General features: G+C 63.5%; 14 protein-coding genes and 1 pseudogene. 10 read left to right on the top strand and 5 right to left on the bottom strand.

Going from position 1 to position 16,823, the window contains the following annotated elements; all coding sequences use genetic code 11:
• Window positions 1-150 precede the first annotated feature (150 nt).
• Complete coding sequence (locus INT12_RS29420; RefSeq protein WP_193040526.1) at window positions 151-1,650, bottom strand: CoA-acylating methylmalonate-semialdehyde dehydrogenase; 1,500 nt, start codon at window positions 1,648-1,650, stop codon at window positions 151-153.
• Window positions 1,651-1,759: 109 nt separating this feature from the next.
• Here INT12_RS29420 and INT12_RS29415 point away from each other — a divergent pair, with 109 nt between their 5' ends.
• Window positions 1,760-2,698 (top strand): LysR family transcriptional regulator, encoded by a 939-nt coding sequence (locus INT12_RS29415; protein WP_102618279.1) that lies wholly within the window; start codon window positions 1,760-1,762, stop codon window positions 2,696-2,698.
• 5 nt (window positions 2,699-2,703) lie between these two features.
• Here the strand turns inward: INT12_RS29415 and INT12_RS29410 are convergent, their stop codons facing one another.
• The gene (locus INT12_RS29410; RefSeq protein WP_193040527.1) at window positions 2,704-4,215 is read right to left on the bottom strand and encodes a trypsin-like serine peptidase; all 1,512 of its coding nucleotides are present in this window, start codon (window positions 4,213-4,215) and stop codon (window positions 2,704-2,706) included.
• Between the two features lie 173 nt (window positions 4,216-4,388).
• Between INT12_RS29410 and INT12_RS29405 the strand changes: the two genes are divergently transcribed.
• The 3 genes from INT12_RS29405 to INT12_RS29395 are packed head-to-tail and all read left to right on the top strand — an operon-like array spanning window position 4,389 to window position 7,117.
• The gene (locus tag INT12_RS29405; RefSeq protein WP_193059133.1) at window positions 4,389-5,336 is read left to right on the top strand and encodes an ornithine cyclodeaminase family protein; all 948 of its coding nucleotides are present in this window, start codon (window positions 4,389-4,391) and stop codon (window positions 5,334-5,336) included.
• A gap of 21 nt (window positions 5,337-5,357) precedes the next feature.
• Window positions 5,358-6,491, top strand: a complete 1,134-nt coding sequence (locus INT12_RS29400) for an NAD(P)/FAD-dependent oxidoreductase (protein WP_193040529.1) — start codon at window positions 5,358-5,360, stop codon at window positions 6,489-6,491.
• Window positions 6,491-7,117 carry a transcriptional regulator gene (locus INT12_RS29395; RefSeq protein ID WP_017847913.1) on the top strand — a complete coding sequence of 209 codons (627 nt, stop codon included), beginning with the start codon at window positions 6,491-6,493 and terminating at the stop codon, window positions 7,115-7,117. Before INT12_RS29400 ends, INT12_RS29395 begins: the two co-directional genes overlap by 1 nt.
• A 92-nt stretch (window positions 7,118-7,209) precedes the next feature.
• Here the strand turns inward: INT12_RS29395 and INT12_RS29390 are convergent, their stop codons facing one another.
• Together INT12_RS29390 and INT12_RS29385 are read right to left on the bottom strand one after the other, a co-directional pair.
• Window positions 7,210-7,986 (bottom strand): ABC transporter substrate-binding protein, encoded by a 777-nt coding sequence (locus INT12_RS29390; RefSeq protein WP_017847914.1) that lies wholly within the window; start codon window positions 7,984-7,986, stop codon window positions 7,210-7,212.
• A gap of 135 nt (window positions 7,987-8,121) precedes the next feature.
• Window positions 8,122-8,808 carry a glycosyltransferase gene (locus tag INT12_RS29385; protein WP_193040530.1) on the bottom strand — a complete coding sequence of 229 codons (687 nt, stop codon included), beginning with the start codon at window positions 8,806-8,808 and terminating at the stop codon, window positions 8,122-8,124.
• A gap of 199 nt (window positions 8,809-9,007) precedes the next feature.
• Between INT12_RS29385 and INT12_RS29380 the strand changes: the two genes are divergently transcribed.
• Window positions 9,008-11,407: a DUF3772 domain-containing protein gene (locus INT12_RS29380; RefSeq protein ID WP_193040531.1), complete on the top strand. Its 2,400-nt coding sequence runs from the start codon at window positions 9,008-9,010 to the stop codon at window positions 11,405-11,407.
• A gap of 19 nt (window positions 11,408-11,426) precedes the next feature.
• Here INT12_RS29380 and INT12_RS29375 read toward each other — a convergent pair whose 3' ends face one another.
• The gene (locus INT12_RS29375; protein WP_126587211.1) at window positions 11,427-12,209 is read right to left on the bottom strand and encodes a DNA-binding transcriptional regulator; all 783 of its coding nucleotides are present in this window, start codon (window positions 12,207-12,209) and stop codon (window positions 11,427-11,429) included.
• A gap of 133 nt (window positions 12,210-12,342) precedes the next feature.
• Here INT12_RS29375 and INT12_RS29370 point away from each other — a divergent pair, with 133 nt between their 5' ends.
• The 5 genes and pseudogenes from INT12_RS29370 to INT12_RS29350 form a co-directional block, all read left to right on the top strand.
• Window positions 12,343-14,001: a bifunctional 3-(3-hydroxy-phenyl)propionate/3-hydroxycinnamic acid hydroxylase gene (locus INT12_RS29370; protein WP_193040532.1), complete on the top strand. Its 1,659-nt coding sequence runs from the start codon at window positions 12,343-12,345 to the stop codon at window positions 13,999-14,001.
• A 1-nt stretch (window position 14,002) separates the two neighbouring features.
• Window positions 14,003-14,956 (top strand): 3-carboxyethylcatechol 2,3-dioxygenase, encoded by a 954-nt coding sequence (mhpB, locus tag INT12_RS29365; RefSeq protein WP_193040533.1) that lies wholly within the window; start codon window positions 14,003-14,005, stop codon window positions 14,954-14,956.
• Between the two features lie 17 nt (window positions 14,957-14,973).
• Window positions 14,974-15,837: an alpha/beta fold hydrolase gene (locus tag INT12_RS29360; protein ID WP_079443510.1), complete on the top strand. Its 864-nt coding sequence runs from the start codon at window positions 14,974-14,976 to the stop codon at window positions 15,835-15,837.
• A 14-nt stretch (window positions 15,838-15,851) separates the two neighbouring features.
• Window positions 15,852-16,658 carry a 2-keto-4-pentenoate hydratase gene (gene mhpD / locus INT12_RS29355; RefSeq protein WP_079443509.1) on the top strand — a complete coding sequence of 269 codons (807 nt, stop codon included), beginning with the start codon at window positions 15,852-15,854 and terminating at the stop codon, window positions 16,656-16,658.
• A 32-nt stretch (window positions 16,659-16,690) separates the two neighbouring features.
• Window positions 16,691-16,823 (top strand): annotated as a pseudogene (locus INT12_RS29350) (acetaldehyde dehydrogenase); the annotation flags it as partial.

The raw sequence follows: 16,823 nt of genomic DNA, 5'->3' as shown, positions 1-16,823 counted from the left end.
CCCACGAAGACCACTGCCTGACCACGCACAAAAAATGTGGGAGGGAGCTTGCTCCCGATAGCGGTGGTTCAGGCACTCATGCAGTGACTGCCACTCCGTCATCGGGGGCAAGCCCCCTCCCACATGGGTTTCTCTGTGTTCCTTAGGCTGTCATTTGGAGACGGGCATCGCAAACTCCGCACCTTGCTCAATGCTCTCCGACCAACGCTGCATGATCGACTTCTGCTTGGTGTAGAAGCGCACGCCTTCGGTGCCGTAGGCATGCATATCGCCGAACAGGCTCTTCTTCCAGCCGCCAAAGCCGTGCCAGGCCATCGGCACCGGGATCGGTACGTTGATGCCGACCATGCCCACTTCGATACGCCGTGCGAATTCGCGGGCGATGTTGCCGTCGCGGGTGAAGCAGCTGACGCCGTTGCCGAATTCGTGGTCGTTGACCAGTTTCACCGCTTCGGCAAAATCATTCACGCGCACGCAGGCCAGCACCGGGCCGAAGATTTCTTCGCGGTAGATGCTCATCTCTTGAGTCACATGGTCGAACAAGGTCGCGCCGAGCCAGAAGCCGTTTTCCAGGCCGGGTTCGGTCGGCACGTAATCGCGGCCGTCGAGCAGCAGCTGCGCGCCGGCCTGGACGCCTTGTTCGATGTAGCCGCTGATGCGCTCCAGTGCCGCGCGCGAGACGATCGGGCCCATTTCGGCCTTGAGGTCGCGGCCGTCGGTGATGCGCAGTTGCTTGGCCCGCTCGGTCAGGGCGGCGATGACTTTGTCACCCACATCGCCCACCAGCACCGCCACGGAGATGGCCATGCAGCGTTCGCCGGCACTGCCGTAGGCGGCGCCCATCAGCGCGTCGACGGTGCGTTCGATGTCGGCGTCGGGCATCACCACCATGTGGTTTTTCGCGCCGCCCAGGCCTTGCACGCGCTTGCCGTGACGCGCACCAGTTTCGTAAATGTATTGGGCGATCGGCGTAGAGCCGACAAAGCTCACGGCCTTGACGTCCGGGTGTTCGATCAGCGCGTCCACCGCTTCCTTGTCGCCCTGCACCACGTTGAACACGCCTTTGGGCAAACCGGCTTCACGCAAAAGCTCAGCCATGAACAGCGCGGCGCTCGGGTCGGTCGGGCTGGGCTTGAGGATGAAGGTGTTGCCCGCCGCGATGGCGATCGGGTACATCCACATCGGCACCATCACCGGGAAGTTGAACGGCGTGACGCCAGCGACCACGCCCAGGGGCTGGCGCATCGTCCAGTTGTCCATGCCACGCGAGACCTGATCGGAGTGTTCGCCCTTGAGCAGGTTGGGAATGCCGCAGGCGAATTCGAGGATGTCGATGCCACGGTCGACTTCGCCCTGGGCATCGGTAAACACCTTGCCGTGTTCGGCGACGATGATGCGCGCCAGGTCGTTCTTGCGTGCGCGCAGCAGGTGCAGGTATTCGAACAATACGCGGGCGCGGCGGATCGGCGGGGTATCGGCCCAACTGGCGAAGGCGGCTTGGGCGGCGGCGACGGCTTCGCCGACGGTCTGGCGGCTGGCCAGGGCGACGCGCCCGGTCACGGCGCCGGTGGCCGGGTTGTAGACATCCTGATAGCGATCATCGCGGCTCACGCGCTGGTCGTTGATGTAGTGCTCGATGGTGCTGGTCATGGCAGTAGGTCCCAGGTGGGTAGCGTTGGGACACACGATAGGCTTTCGATTTGTTCCGAACCAGAGCAGAATCCAGAACTTATTGTCCTTATAGGCGAACAATAACCCCATGGAAAAGTCTGAGATCGAAGGGCTGTGGAGCCACATTCACTGGCTCTCGGTGCTGGAAGAACACGGCACCTACACCGCCGCCGCGGCGCGCCTGGGGGTGAGCAAGTCGGCGGTCAGCCAGCGCATCAGCGACCTGGAAAAAGCCACCGGCACGCGCCTGGTCACCCGCACCACCCGCAGCGTGCGCCTGACCGACGCCGGGCAGTCACTGACGCGGGACGTGCGCAGCGCCTACGAACAGATCGCCCGCAGTTTTTCTTCGGTGCGCGACGCCGCCGGGGAAATCCGCGGCCTGGTGCGCTTGACCGCGCCGGTCGCGTTCGCCCGGCAGCAACTGGTGCCGCACCTGTCGGCCTTCCTGCAACTGTACCCGCAGGTGCGAGTGCAGTTGGAGGTGTCGGATGCCTTGAGTTCACTGGCCGCCGAAGGCTACGACCTGGCGGTGCGCCACGGTTTTCAGGTGCCGGAAACCCACGTCGCATGGAAGCTGTGCGACACCACCTCGGTGCTGGTCGCCACCCGCGACTACCTGCAACGCCACGGCGAACCGCGCACCCCCGGCGAGCTCAGCGCGCATAACTGCCTCTACTACCCGCGCGGCACCGAGCAGCCCGCCTGGACCTTCGAGCGCGGCGGCAAAACCCTCGAACGGGTCACCGTGCCGATCGCCGGGAGCTTCTCGACCAACAACAGCGAAGCCTTGCGCGACTCGGCGCTCAATCACCTGGGCATCGCCCTGCTCCCGGATTTCAGCGCCCATGCGGCGCTGGCCGGCGGCACGCTGGTGCAGGTGCTCAAGGGCTGGACGCTCAAGGGCGCGTTTGCCGATGAGATTTACTTGATACGGCCCTACTCGCCCCATGTACCCAAGTCCGTGAGTGCATTGGTGGGTTATCTGAAGGAAAAACTCTCCGGAGGCTTTCGTGTCACGGGTTGACCGCTTCATCGCTGAGCCGCTGCCGGCTGGCGCGTTTGGGTGGGCGGCAGGTAGGCGGATCGCTCGATCACATCCGTGCGTACCGCCGAAGGTTGCCCCGCCGGGTTACGCGCAAAGCTGCACAGGGTGACGGGCAGTTGCGAGAGCGGGTAACTCGTTCCGCCCGTGGCGAGGATGTAGCGGACGTCGTCATTGTCACGGCAGGCAGCTTCCGCCGAGGTGTCCACATAGAAGTAATGGTGGCTGAAGGCGGTTTGCGGGTCGTCCCAGTTGACGCTGTAGTTCAGGCCGATGCGCGGGACCGGCGCCGGGTCGGTCAAGAACACCGAGTGGGTGAACGCATTGTGCAGCAAGGCCGGCGTCAACGGCTCGCCGGGGGTTTGGACGCCGATGATGCACAGCACATACGCCCCCAGCGCCGGGCCGATGGCCTGATTGATGTAGCCCTGGGTTGACGCAATGGCACGTTGATAACCATTGGGCAGCCTGCATTCATTGACGTTGCGCACAGCCTTGAAGCGATAGAACGGGTCCTGGATCGAGAACCTGATGTTCCAGGTGGGCTGCACACTCTGCCCGAATTCGCCCAGTTGCATATGCACATAGGGGTTGAGCTTCCAGGGTTCCTCAAGGTGGATATCGACGGCTTTGAGCTGGCAAGCGGGCGTATCGTTCGAGAATTGGCCCTCGACAAAACAACGGTGCAGGTCGTTGGCGGGATAGCTGTAGTTGAACTTGGCCGCTTCACACGCCGAGACGTTCTGGCAGTTGTTGAGGATGTCTTTTTTAATGACCGCCGCGACTTTGCTGACAATGCCGGTGACTTCATTGGTATGCCGGTCCAGCATCGGGCTGCCGGAACTGCCGTACTGCAGGTCATTGCAGCGGTTTTTCAGGGCACCGGGAAACACCCCGGGATGCTCGACAAAGCTGTTGGTCGCGGTTTCCTTGCAGGCACTCATACGCAAGCCCTTCTGGCGAAACCCGCTCGGCGAACCGACATTCACGACCTCACGTTCCCCGGTACTTTGATGGGTGGCGAGCTTGAGCGGCATGATGCCGTCGGTGATCAGCCCAGCGAGTGAGGTATCCAGTTCGAGCACCGCCAGATCAGTGCCGACCATGCTGGTCCAGTGCGCCGTTTTAATGCGAAACGTGCGCTGTTGCGCCGGCGTGTCGTGGAAATAATTGAACGTGATGCTCGCCTCGATGGCTTGGTTGACATGGGCCGTGCCGAAGCTGAAGTACACGCAATGCCCACTGGTCAAGACATACGCCGGGCCGACGGCCTTGCTCTGGCGGTTGCGGGTGTCCAGCAGCACCGCGTTGCAGGTTTGGCCGATCGCATTTTTCAACAAACCGATACCGGACCACAGCGCGTAACGCTGGTCGTGGTTCTGCAGCGCCAGGGAGGCGCTGTCGTCGTTCAGTCCCTCGGCCAGGTCTCTGGCGTGGGTGTGGCCGGTAAGGCAAGGCAACAGCAGTAACACGAGGGGGAAGATGCAGCGGGTCAGCATGGTCGAACGTCCGGGTGGCAACAGGGGTGGTGCCGAAACGTACTTGAGGCGTGGCGAACAGGTGACCTACATAGATGTGGAGGCTGCCAGCTTGAGCGTATTTTTTCGCCGGGATATTGCCCGCAACAACTAAAAGTCCATAATGGACAAATTAGTTTACAGCGGAGTTCCCCATGTCCAGCACGCCCCATGTCATCCAGCAGGCCCAAGCGCGCGAGTTACTCGCTCAGATCGACGTGCCCCAGATCCTGCACAAGCTGTCCCGCGACCCCGCCGCCGGGCGGGCGGTGCAACCGCCGCAACAGTTAGTGGCGTTTCCGAAGGGCGCCGGCGACTTCATCAACTACCTGGGCGTGCTGGCCGAGGACGGCGTGTACGGGGTCAAGACTTCGCCGTACATCGTAGGGGAGCAAGGGCCATTGGTGACGGCCTGGACGCTGTTGATGTCGATGCACAGCGGCCAACCGTTGCTGCTGTGCGATGCCCATGAACTGACCACCGCACGCACCGCCGCCACCACGGCCCTCGCGGTGGACGCCCTGGCGCCATTGGCCGCCCGGCGCCTGGCGATCATCGGCAGCGGCAAGGTCGCCCAGGCGCACTTGCGCTACGTGCAAAACCTGCGGGACTGGCAGCACATCAGCCTGTTTTCACCGAGCCTGGCCAGCGCCAGCCCCGCCACCCTCGCGCAGCTCACCAGCCTCGACCCGCGCCTGAGCATCGCCGACAGCTGCGCGGCGGCCGTGGCGGATGCCGACGTGATCATGCTGTGTACCTCGTCGGCCGGCCCGGTGCTCGACCCGGCGCACCTGAGCAAACCGGCGCTGATCACTTCGATCAGCACCAATGCGCCCCGCGCCCATGAAGTGCCGCCCTACAGCCTTAACGCGATGCAGGTATTCTGCGACTATCGCCAGACCACTCCAGACGCGGCCGGCGAAATGCTGATCGCCAGCGAACAGCACGGCTGGGACAAACGCGCGGTGATGGGCGACCTGCCCGAGCTACTCAGTGACATGGCGCAGCGCCCGGACTACCAGCGCCCGGTGTTTTTCCGGTCCATCGGGCTGGGTCTGGAAGACATTGCACTGGCTAACGCGCTGTACCAGCTGCAGCGCTAACCCCACCTTCAGGAGATGTTCATGAGCCACGCAGACTTCATCATCATTGGCGGCGGGATTGCCGGCGCGTCCACGGGTTTCTGGCTGTCGCCCCACGGCAAGGTACTGGTACTGGAGCGTGAGGCCCACCCCGGCTATCACTCGACCGGGCGTTCGGCCGCGCTCTACAGCGCTGCCTATGGCACCCCGCAAGTACGCGCACTGACCCTGGCCAGCCGGGCGTTTTTCGACAACCCGCCCGCCGGTTTCTGCGAACACCCGCTGCTCACGCCCCGGGGCGAGATGACTGTGGACTTCAGCGGCGACCCGGCCGAGCTGGACAAGCAATACCTCAGCGCCAAGGCCACCGTGTCGCAGGTCGAACGACTGAGTGCCGACGAAGCCTGTGCGCGCTTGCCGATCCTGCGGCGCGACAAAGTCCACGGGGCGATCTACGACCCGACCGCCAGCGACATCGACACCGACGCCCTGCACCAAGGCTACCTGCGCGGCATCCGCCGCAACCACGGCGAAGTGCGGACCGACAGCCACGTGCTGGGCCTGAACCGCACTGCCGACGGCCTGTGGCACGTACAAACCCAGCATGAAACCTGCACCGCGCCGATCATCATCAACGCTGCCGGTGCGTGGGCCGACCATATCGGCGGGCTGGCCGGCGCCGCGTCCGTCGGCCTGCAACCCAAGCGTCGTTCGGCGTTCATCTTCGCCGGCCCCGAAGGCATGGACAGCCACGCCTGGCCGATGCTGGTGGCCCTCGACGAAGCGTTCTACATGAAACCCGATGCCGGCATGTTCCTCGGTTCGCCGGCCAACGCCGACCCGGTGGAACCCCAGGACATCCAGCCCGAAGAACTGGACATCGCCATGGGGATCCACCAGATCGAAGAAGCCACCACCCTGACCATCCGCCGCCCGACCCGCACCTGGGCCGGCCTGCGCAGTTTTGTCCACGACGGTGATTTGCTGTCCGGCTTCGATCCGCGGGTGGCCGGGCTGTTCTGGGTGGCGGCACAGGGCGGGTACGGCATCCAGACCTCGCCCGCGATGGGCCAGGCCAGCGCGGCCTTGGTGCGCGGCGCGGCGCTGCCGGAGCCACTGACGCGGCTCGGCCTGGACGCTGGTATGCTCTCCCCCGAACGCCTGGAGCCGCATTGATGAACACCGCTGAACAAGACAAGGTCCTGCAGAACTTCCGTGCGATCGCCGATGCGATCGCCACGTTGTTCTTCCCCCACGCCGAAGTGGTGCTGCACGACCTGCGCACGCAAAAGGTCGACTACATCGCCAACAACCTGTCGAAACGGGCCATCGGTGACGATTCGGCGCTGGAAGACATGCTGAGCGACGACATCCGCGAAGTGAATATCGGCCCCTACGAAAAGCTCAACTGGGACGGTCAGAAAATCCGCAGCCTGAGCACCGTGCTGCGCGACCACAAAGGTCGCCCGCTGGCCGTGCTGTGCATCAACCTGAATATCTCGCTGTTCGAAAACGCCAAGGCGGCGCTGGACCTGTTTCTGTCACCCAGCAAGCTGATCCCGCAACCGGACTCACTGTTTCGCGATGACTGGCAGGAACGGATCAACACCTTCTTGCACGCCTGGCTGCGCGAACGCCAGTTGAGCCTGAACCTGCTGACCCGCGACCACAAGCGCGAGCTGGTGCTGGCGCTGCACGCCGAAGGCGCGTTCAAGGGCAAGAGCGCCTCGAACTACGTGGCCAATGTGTTGGGCATGGGGCGGGCAACGGTCTACAAGCACTTGAAGGAACTGAAGGGCTGAAGCCGGCAGCCGCGATCAAATGTGAGAGCGGGCTTGCCAGGGCTCGACAGCTCTCACACTGACCTACAGCGTTTTCAAGTGCGTATTCAGCATCAGTCGCCGTAGATATCGGACTTGAAGTACTGCGCGGAAATCTTCTGGTACTCGCCATTGGCACGGATGCCGTCGATGGCCGCATTCAACTCACTGACCAACGCGCTATTGCCCTTGCGCACCGCAATGCCGGCGCCCTCGCCCACGTATTTCGGGTCTTTGAGCTCCGGCCCGACAAACGCATAACCCTGGCCTCGCGGCAGCGACAGGAAGTCACTCAGGGGGATGGTGTCGGCAAAGATCGCATCCAGACGCCCCGCCGCCAGGTCCATGTAGATTTCTTCGTTATTGCTGTAGCGCTTGACGTTGATGCCCTTGGGTTCGAACACCTCGGTGGCATACCGGTCGGTGGTGGTGGCCCGCTGCACGCCGACGGTCTTGCCTTTGAGGCTGGCGTACTGGTCGTCCACCACCGCGCCGTCCTTCATCACCAGGCGCGATGAGGTGAAGTAATACTTGTGGGTGAAATCCACCGACTTCTTGCGGTCTTCGTTGATGGTCATGGACGACAAGGCCATGTCGATTTTCTTCACTTTCAGCGAAGGAATCAGCCCATCGAACTCGCCTTCGACCCACACACACTTGACTTTCATCTGCGCGCACAAAGCGTTGCCGATGTCATAGTCGAACCCGACGATTGTGCCTTCCTGGGTCTTCGATGCGAACGGCGGGTAAGCTGCCTCGATGCCGATGCGCAGGGTTTTCTCGGCGGCCAGGGCGTGGCCGCAAGCGAACAGGCTCAGGGCCAGGGCGGTGATGAGGGAGCGTTTCTTCATGGTCGTGGTCTCGCAAGTTATTGTCGATTTGGCAAGATTGAAGAAAAAGTCAGGCAGGTTTTTTGTACTTATAAATCCATAATGGACTTTAGCGTATTTTCCGTCAATCGCTTCCAGGCAATCCACGCACGGGGCTCAGGTGCAGGGGGAATCGGCTTCGGTGTGAGCGGACGGCGGGATCAGCGAAGCCAGGTATTCGCCAAACCCGCCCTGGCACTTGTAGTCCCGACGCGCGCTGGTAATCACCGGAATGGAGGCCGTCCAGGCGATCCGCGCGCCGGTCCGTTCAAGGTCGGCCACCAGGCGGACGTCTTCATCGGCGGCCAGGTGCTGAAACCCACCGGCGGTGCGATAGGCCTCGGCACTCAACCCAAGGTTTGCACCATGGATGTGGCGGTGGTTTTCGATGAATCGATAGCGCTCCAGGTATTGCGCGCGCACCCGTTCGCCGTGCTCGTTCCAGCTGTCGACCTCGACGGTGCCGCACACCGCGTCAGCGCCAAACCCGAGCTGGCGCACCAGCCAATCCTGGGGAACCCGCGTGTCTGCATCCGTGAAGGCAAGCCACTGCACGCCGCGCTTGAGCAACGCCTCGGCGCCGACGGCTCTGGCCTTGCCCACATTCTGAAAACGCACATCGAGTGTCGCCGCACCGTGGGCCGCCGCCAACGCGTCGGTGCGGTCGGAACAGTCATCCAGAACCACGAGTATCTCAACCGGGCGGCCGTCAAGCGCGGGATGTTCACTGGCGAGCCGCACAGAAGCGAGGCACTCGCTGATCTGCCGCTCTTCATTATGGGCGGGTATCACGACTCCTATCATTGGCGTTGCCTCAGCTGGCGAAGTATGTCCAGCTATCGACATAGCGCTGAGGCAGAAGGTTTAAACAATCTTGTGCCGCCGCCTGACGACGCGCATCGTTGCCGCCGTGCCTCCCCAAAAAATTCGCACGAATGGCTTGCCTTCGCCTCATAGAGTGGTGACGCTTAGGTATTTGGGTAACCGTCAAAGGGCAAGGCGCATGCATCGAGTCACCACGAGCCGTTTTTTCACCGGGCTGTTCGCCCTGCTGATGCTGTGCGCTACGTTGCCCAGCCTCGCGCAGGCTGCGCCTTCGCCGATCAACGACCCGCGCAGTGTGCCGCTGCTGGCTGAAGACGCCAGTGTGCAAGACCTCAACGACCAACTCGACCTGATCCGCCAGAAAGTCACGGGCAGCGCCAACGACGACCTGCTCTCGACCTTGCGCCAGGCCGCCTTGCAGGTGCAAAAACAGGCCGACACCCTGGCCGCCAAACAAATCCTCGATCTTGAACACCTGGATGACCAGCTCAACGTGCTTGGCCCGGTACAGGTCAATGAGCCCCCCAGCCTGACCCAACAACGCAGCGTATTGACCCGGCAGAAGAACACCCTGCTCAACGAACAGCGCCAGGCCAGCAGCCTGAGCCAATCCGCCAGCGACATGGCCGCGCAGATCTTCAGCCTGCGCCGCAGCCTCTTCGACTCACAGATCAGCACCCGCTCGGCGAGCCCGATCAGTGTGGTGTTCTGGTCCAACATCATCCGCCCGACCGACGACGACCTCAGCCGTTTACGCAGCCTGTACGCCGATGTCCGCAGCGTGACGGACACCGCCGTGGCGCCGGGAAACCGCTGGTTTTTCGTGAGCATGCTGTTCAGTGCGCTGCTGGTCTGGGTGACGGGACGACGAGTGTTGGAGCACACGCTGGTCCGCCTGACGGTGCGCTGGATCCCCGAAGGCCGCCTGCGTCGCAGTGCGCTGGCGCTGGCGGTGGGGCTGGCCACCGTGCTGACCATCAGCCTGGCCGCCACGCTGCTGCGCTGGGGCGTGCTACGCGACACCGTGCCCAGCGCCGACATGCTCACGCTGCTCGATCAATTGCAGACCCTGGTGGTGTTCTGCGCCTTCATTGTCGGCCTCGGTCGCGCCCTGTTGATGCGCGCGCATCCGTCCTGGCGCCTGCCCCAGATCCCCGACCAGATCGCCGTCGCCCTGGCCCCCTTCCCCGTGCTGATGGGCCTGGCCTTGATGCTGATCGGCACCCAGGAACGCATCAACAGCGTCATCGCCAGCAGCCTGGCACTGACCGCGGCGGTGAACGGCCTGACCGCGCTGGCTATCGCGCTGGTGTTCTTCTTCGGCCTGCTGCGTTACCGCCGCACCCGCCGCCGATACGCGCTTGAACGCATGAGCGGCATCGCCGGGCTGATTCCGTTTGTCGCCGGGACCTGGATCGGGATCAGCCTGCTGGCGCTGTTGAGCGGCTACCTGACCCTGGCTTACTTCCTCACCGTCAAGCTGCTGTGGATGAGCGTGGTCGCGGCGACGGCTTATCTGCTGATCGCCTGCTTCGGTGACCTCTGCGAGACCCTGCTCTCGCCGAAACAGCCTGGCGGCCTGGCGCTCGGCTCGGCCCTGGGCCTGTCCGAACGCCACCAGGCACAGGCCAGCACGATACTCGCGGGCGTGGGCCGCACCCTGCTGATGTTCACTGCGGTGCTGTTGGCGTTCCTGCCCTCCGGCTCCAGCCCGGGCGAGCTGCTGGCGGGGCTGACGCAACTCGACCTGGGCAGCAAGCCGCTGGGCAACCTGAACATCGCCCCCGGCGATATTCTGCTGGCCCTTGTCCTGCTCGCGATCGGCCTGTTCGGCGTGCGCGTGCTCAAGAACTGGCTCGGCGAACGGCTGCTACCGGAAACCAACATGGACGCCGGCATGCGCGCCTCGCTGGTGACCCTGGTGGGTTACATCGGCTTCGTGCTGGTCGCGGTGGTGGTGATGTCCACGCTGAATATCAGCCTGACCAACTTGACCTGGGTGGTCAGTGCGCTGTCGGTGGGCATCGGTTTCGGCCTGCAGGCGATCGTGCAGAACTTCATCTCCGGCCTGATCCTGCTCACCGAACGCCCGGTCAAAGTCGGCGATTGGGTCAGCCTCGCGGGCGTCGAAGGCGATATCCGCCGCATCAACGTGCGCGCCACGGAAATCCAGATGTCCGATCGTTCAACGGTGATCGTGCCCAACTCGCAGTTCATCACCCAGAACGTGCGCAACGTGACCATGGGCAATGCGCTGGGCGTGGTCGGCATCACCCTGACCCTGCCGCTGGAAACCGATGTGCTGCAGATCCGCGAACTGCTGTTGACGGCATTCACCGAACACGAAGACGTGCTGGACACGCCGGCGCCGTCGGTGACGTTCAAGGACCTGACCGCCAACGGATTGGTCATCGGCGTCAGCGGTTACGTCAACAGCCCGCGCTCGGTGGGAACAGCCCGCAGCGACCTGCTGTTCACCGTCCTTGGGCGCCTGCGCGAACTCGGCGTGGCGCTGTCATCGCCGCAGAGTATGGTGCTGATCAATGAGGCGGCGGAAAAAGCCTCGCCGGCCGATTAGAGCGCCACACAACCAAGCATCAGCACTCCGCCAATTGCGCCCTGATTTTTTCCACCACGCCCTGCATGGCCGGCAGATAGCGGCGGGCGGCTTCCTCAACCGACATCGCCTTGGCGATGTAGACCAGATTCAGGCAGCCCATCACCCGCTCCTCGTGCCTGATCGGAATCGCAATCGCAGCGATTTTACGCTCAAGACCCCAGTGGGAATTGTTTTCGCCGTAGCCCTTACCGAGGGTGTGCTCGACCAACCGATCGACAAAGCCGCGATCCGCCGCCAGCGCCGACTGTTCATCGTCGCGGCTGATCAACAACTCGATCAGCTCTTCGCGCTCGGCGGGCGGGCAGAACGCGAAGTACGCGCGCCCGATGGCGGTCATGAGCAAGGGTAAACGCCGGCCGACCATGGAGCGGTGAAACGACAGGCGACTGAAGCGATGCGTGGTCTCGCGTATCACCATGGCGTCGCCGTCCAGCGTACACAGGTCGGTGGGCCAGACCACTTGTTGCAGCAGCTCGCCGAGCAGCGGTGCGGCAATCGACGAAATCCATTGCTCGTCGCGAAACCCCTCGCTCAGTTCGCGGACTTTCAGCGTCAGGCGATAGCTGTCATCCGACTCGCTGCGGCGCACGTAACCCTCGGCCTGCAAGGTCTCCAGCAGCCGGCGAACCGTGGTCCGGTGCAGCCCGCTTTGCTCGGCCAACTGCGCCGTACTGGCCCCGCCATCGAAACGATTCAAGCCATTGATCAGGGCCAAACCCCGCATCAGCCCACGAACGGTTTTGTATTCTGTTTCGCTCATGGACGCTCCATTATCGTTTCAAATCAATGCTGTGCACCTGGTGCACACTAGCAGGGGTTTTCGTTGTCCACCAGCCTCGTGATTTCCATACTGCGCCCCACAAGAAATCCAAAAACGCTGTACGGAGATACCCATGAGTCTTGCACCCGCTCCTTCCACATTGGAGCTGACCGCCGACGTAGCCATCGTCGGCGCCGGCCCTGTCGGCTTGATGATCGCCAATTACCTGGGGCAACGTGGCGTGAACGTCACCTTGGTGGAAAAGCTCGACACCCTGATCGACTACCCCCGCGCCATCGGCCTGGACGATGAAAGCCTGCGCACGTTCCAGGCCGTCGGTCTGGCGGACAAGGTGCTGCCGCATACCACGCCTTGGCACGCTATGCGTTTCCTGACCCCCAAGGGTCGCTGCTTTGCCGATATCCAACCGAAAACCGACGAGTTCGGCTGGTCCCGCCGCAACGCGTTCATTCAACCTTTGGCCGACCGCGTGCTGTTCGACGGCCTGCAGCGCTTCAGCAACGTCAAGGTGCTGTTCAGTCGCGAGCTAGACAGCTTTGAACAAAGCGACAGCGCGGTGGTGCTCAACCTCAAGGATCAGCATGGCCGCAGCGAACGCCTGAATGCCCGTTACCTGATCGGTTGCGACGGTGGCAACAGCCTGGTGCGGCGCAGCCTGGACATCAGTTTCGAAGGCAAGACCGCGCCCAATCAGTGGATCGTGGTCGACATCGCCAACGACCCGCTGGCCACGCCCCATGTCTATCTGTGCTGCGACCCGGTGCGTCCTTACGTGTCCGCCGCCCTGCCCCACGGCGTGCGTCGTTTCGAGTTCATGGTGATGCCCGGCGAAACCGAGACCGAGCTGAGCAAGCCCGAGAACCTGCGCAAGCTGCTAAGCAAAGTCTTGCCCAACCCCGACCGCATCGAGCTGATCCGCAGCCGCGTCTATACCCATAACGCGCGTCTGGCCGGGCGGTTCCGCCAGGGCCGGGTGCTGCTGGCCGGCGATGCCGCGCACATCATGCCGGTATGGCAAGGCCAGGGTTACAACAGCGGCATGCGCGATGCCTTGAACCTGGCGTGGAAACTCGCGCTGGTGATCAAGGGCCTGGCCGCCGACAGCCTGCTCGACAGCTACGAACAGGAGCGCCGCGACCACGCCAAGGCGATGATCAACCTCTCCGTACTCGCCGGCCACGTATTGGCGCCGCCGAAACGCTGGCAAGGCACCCTGCGCGATGGGGTGTCGTGGCTGCTCAACTACCTGCCGCCGGTCAAGCGCTACTTCGTGGAAATGCGCTTCAAACCGATGCCGCAATACACCCGGGGCGCGTTGATCGTGCCGACTACGAAGGGCTCGCCGGTGGGCAAGATGTTCATTCAGCCAAAGGTCTTGACCGACGCCGGCACCACCGTGCTGCTGGACGAAGTGATTGGCGACAACTTTGCGATCATCGCCTGGGGCTGCGATCCGACCTGGGGCCTGTCGGCCACGCAAATCGCCCATTGGAAAGCCCTGGGCACGCGCTTCATCCAAGTGTTGCCGGACGTCCAGCTCCGAGTACCGAGCGATGCCGGCCAAGATGTGATCCGCGTGGGTGACAGCAGCGGGCGCTTGAAAGAATGGTTCGCGCTCGGCACCTCGTCCATCGCCCTGGTGCGTCCGGACCGCTTCCTCGCCGGCCTGGCCATCCCGCAAACCGTCGGCCAGGCCTGCGATGACCTGGCCCGGGCGCTCAAAGCCGTGCTACCGACCTCGGTGAACGCTGTTGTCAGCAAGGTCGCATGACATGAGCGCCTTTGTGCATTGTTTGTCTCATACGCCGTTGGTGGGCTACGTCGATCCGGCGCCGCAGGTATTGGCTGAAGTCGACGGCGTGATCGACGCTGCGCGCGAGCGTATCGCCCACTTCGACCCGCAGTTGGTGGTGCTGTTCGCTCCCGACCATTACAACGGCTTTTTCTACGACGTGATGCCGGCCTTTTGCATCGGCATGGCGGCCCACGCGATTGGCGATTTCGACACCGCCGCCGGCCCGCTCGACGTGCCCAAAGCGCTGGCCGAATCCTGCGCCCAGGCGGTGCTGGATGCCGGTGTCGATGCTGCGGTGTCGTATCGCATGCAGGTCGACCATGGGTTCGCGCAACCGTTGGAACTGTTGCTCGGCGGCTTGCAGCGTTGCCCGGTGATTCCGGTGTTTATCAACTCGGTGGCGGTGCCGCTGCCGAGTTTCAAGCGCGCCCGACTGTTGGGTGAAGCGATCGGCCAATGGGCCAAAGCGCTGGATAAACGTGTGCTGTTCCTCGCTTCCGGTGGCTTGTCCCATCAGCCACCGGTACCGGAACTGGCCAAGGTCGACGCACGCATGGCAGACCGTCTGATGGGCAGCGGGCGTCAGCTCCCCGCCGATGAACGACAGGCCCGCCAGAACCGGGTGATTCAAGCCGCCCGCGCTTTCGTCGAAGACCCGAACAGCCTGCACCCGCTGAACCCGGCCTGGGATCAGCAGTTTCTCGACAGCCTCGAACAGGGCCGTATGCGCGACCTCGACAGCTTGGGCAATGACGCGTTGTCGGCGCTGGCCGGCAAGTCGACCCATGAAGTCAAAACCTGGGTCGCCGCCTTCGCTGCCCTGAGTGCCTTCGGCCCGTATCAGACCGAAGGCCGCTACTACCGCCCGATTCCCGAGTGGATCGCAGGTTTCGGTGCGCTTGGCGCACAGCCGCTGCCCCCTCACCCATGAATTCAAGGAACACTGCCATGACTGCCACTGCTTTCAGTGAAGCCTCCACCAGCCGCTTTGCCCGTATCAAGGAAGGCGACCTGGACCTGCAACTGCACTACAACGACCTTGGCGAAGGCGCCGCCACCGTGGTCATGCTGCACGGCTCCGGGCCGGGCGCGAGCGGCTGGGCCAACTTCAATCGCAATATCGAGCCGCTGGTGAATGCCGGTTTTCGCGTGATCCTGATGGATTGCCCCGGCTGGAGCAAAAGCGACACGATCGTCAGCGAAGGCTCGCGCTCGAACCTCAATGCCCAAGCGCTCAAGGGCCTGCTCGATGTGCTGGGGCTGGAGCGCGTGCACATCATCGGCAATTCGATGGGGGCCCACAGCACCGTCGCCTTCGCCCTGGAATACCCTGAGCGGATCGGCAAGCTGATCCTGATGGGCGGCGGCACCGGCGGCCCGAGTGCCTTCGTGCCGCAGCCCACCGAAGGCATCAAGCTGATCGGCGCGCTGTACCGCGACCCGACCATCGAGAACCTGAAGAAGATGATGAATGTCTTCGTTTTCGACGCCAGCGGCCTCACCGACGAACTGTTCCAGACCCGCCTGGACAACATCCTGTCGCGCCGTGATCACCTGGACAACTTCGTCAAGAGCAGCACGCTCAACCCCAAGCAATTTCCGGATTTCAGCCACCGCCTGCACGAAATCAGCGCCGACACCCTGCTCGTCTGGGGCCGCGAGGACCGCTTCGTGCCGATGGACACCGGCTTGCGCCTGCTGGCCGGCCTGCCCCGGGCACAGTTGCACGTGTTCAACCGTTGCGGCCACTGGGCGCAGTGGGAACACGCCGAGAAGTTCAACCGCATGGTCCTGGACTTCCTGACCCACTGATCATCGAGGCTGACATGACGCTGACTCAAGACACCCTGCAACAACTCGCCGCCGACCTGCGCCAGGCCGAAGACCACGGCGAAGCCATCGGGCCGCTGCGCGAGCGGATCGGTGCAGACAACGCCGCCGCCGCGTATGCCATCCAGCGCCTCAACGTCGACCACGGCGTGGCCAACGGGCGCCGCGTGGTCGGGCGCAAGATCGGCCTGACCAACCCCAAGGTCCAGGCCCAGCTGGGCGTGGACCAGCCGGACTTCGGCACCCTGTTTGCCGACATGTGCTACGGCGACAACGCCACCGTGCCGAGCGGCCGCGTACTGCAACCGAAGATCGAGGCTGAAATCGCGCTGATCCTCGAACGCGACCTGCCCCGCGCCGACACCACATTCGCCGACGTGATGGCGGCCACCGGCTGGGTCGTGCCGGCCCTGGAAATCGTCGGCAGTCGCATCCAGGGCTGGAACATCCGCTTCGTCGATACCGTGGCTGACAACGCGTCCAGCGGCTGCTTCGTACTGGGCGGCCCGGCTCGACGTCTCGATGGGCTCGACCTGCGCCAGGCCAGCATGCGGATGACCCGCAACGCTGAAGAAGTGTCCAGCGGCAGTGGCGCCGAATGCCTTGGTCACCCGCTCAATGCGGCGGTCTGGCTGGCCTGCGCCATGGCGCGCCTGGGCGATCCGCTGCGCGCCGGCGACATCATTCTCACCGGCGCGCTGGGGCCGATGGTGGCGGTCGCTGCCGGTGATCGGTTCGAGGCCGAGATCGACGGCATCGGCCGGGTCGGCGTGAACTTCTCGGTAGACAGTCGCGCCGAGTAATCGGCGACTTGCGTGCATATGAGGCAATAACAATGAATAAACTCAAAGTCGCCATCATCGGTTCCGGCAACATCGGCACCGACCTGATGATCAAGATCCTGCGCAACGCCAAACACCTGGAAATGGCGGTCATGGTCGGCATCGACCCGGCCTCCGACGGCCTCG

It is taken from the genome of Pseudomonas sp. K8, from assembly GCF_014889455.1.
GTDB classification, from domain to species: Bacteria; Pseudomonadota; Gammaproteobacteria; order Pseudomonadales; family Pseudomonadaceae; genus Aquipseudomonas; species Aquipseudomonas veronii.
The sequence above is the reverse complement of the archived record's forward strand: the minus strand, read 5'-3'. Positions and strand labels throughout refer to the sequence as shown.

Coding starts and splice junctions, on each gene's coding strand:
- mhpD (WP_079443509.1), top strand. CDS start 15,852: ATGACGCTGACTCAAGACACCCTGCAACAACTCGCCGCCGACCTGCGC.
- INT12_RS29420 (WP_193040526.1), bottom strand. CDS start 1,650: ATGACCAGCACCATCGAGCACTACATCAACGACCAGCGCGTGAGCCGC.
- INT12_RS29370 (WP_193040532.1), top strand. CDS start 12,343: ATGAGTCTTGCACCCGCTCCTTCCACATTGGAGCTGACCGCCGACGTA.
- INT12_RS29375 (WP_126587211.1), bottom strand. CDS start 12,209: ATGAGCGAAACAGAATACAAAACCGTTCGTGGGCTGATGCGGGGTTTG.
- INT12_RS29410 (WP_193040527.1), bottom strand. CDS start 4,215: ATGCTGACCCGCTGCATCTTCCCCCTCGTGTTACTGCTGTTGCCTTGC.
- INT12_RS29405 (WP_193059133.1), top strand. CDS start 4,389: ATGTCCAGCACGCCCCATGTCATCCAGCAGGCCCAAGCGCGCGAGTTA.
- mhpB (WP_193040533.1), top strand. CDS start 14,003: ATGAGCGCCTTTGTGCATTGTTTGTCTCATACGCCGTTGGTGGGCTAC.
- INT12_RS29400 (WP_193040529.1), top strand. CDS start 5,358: ATGAGCCACGCAGACTTCATCATCATTGGCGGCGGGATTGCCGGCGCG.
- INT12_RS29415 (WP_102618279.1), top strand. CDS start 1,760: ATGGAAAAGTCTGAGATCGAAGGGCTGTGGAGCCACATTCACTGGCTC.
- INT12_RS29385 (WP_193040530.1), bottom strand. CDS start 8,808: ATGATAGGAGTCGTGATACCCGCCCATAATGAAGAGCGGCAGATCAGC.
- INT12_RS29390 (WP_017847914.1), bottom strand. CDS start 7,986: ATGAAGAAACGCTCCCTCATCACCGCCCTGGCCCTGAGCCTGTTCGCT.
- INT12_RS29395 (WP_017847913.1), top strand. CDS start 6,491: ATGAACACCGCTGAACAAGACAAGGTCCTGCAGAACTTCCGTGCGATC.
- INT12_RS29360 (WP_079443510.1), top strand. CDS start 14,974: ATGACTGCCACTGCTTTCAGTGAAGCCTCCACCAGCCGCTTTGCCCGT.
- INT12_RS29380 (WP_193040531.1), top strand. CDS start 9,008: ATGCATCGAGTCACCACGAGCCGTTTTTTCACCGGGCTGTTCGCCCTG.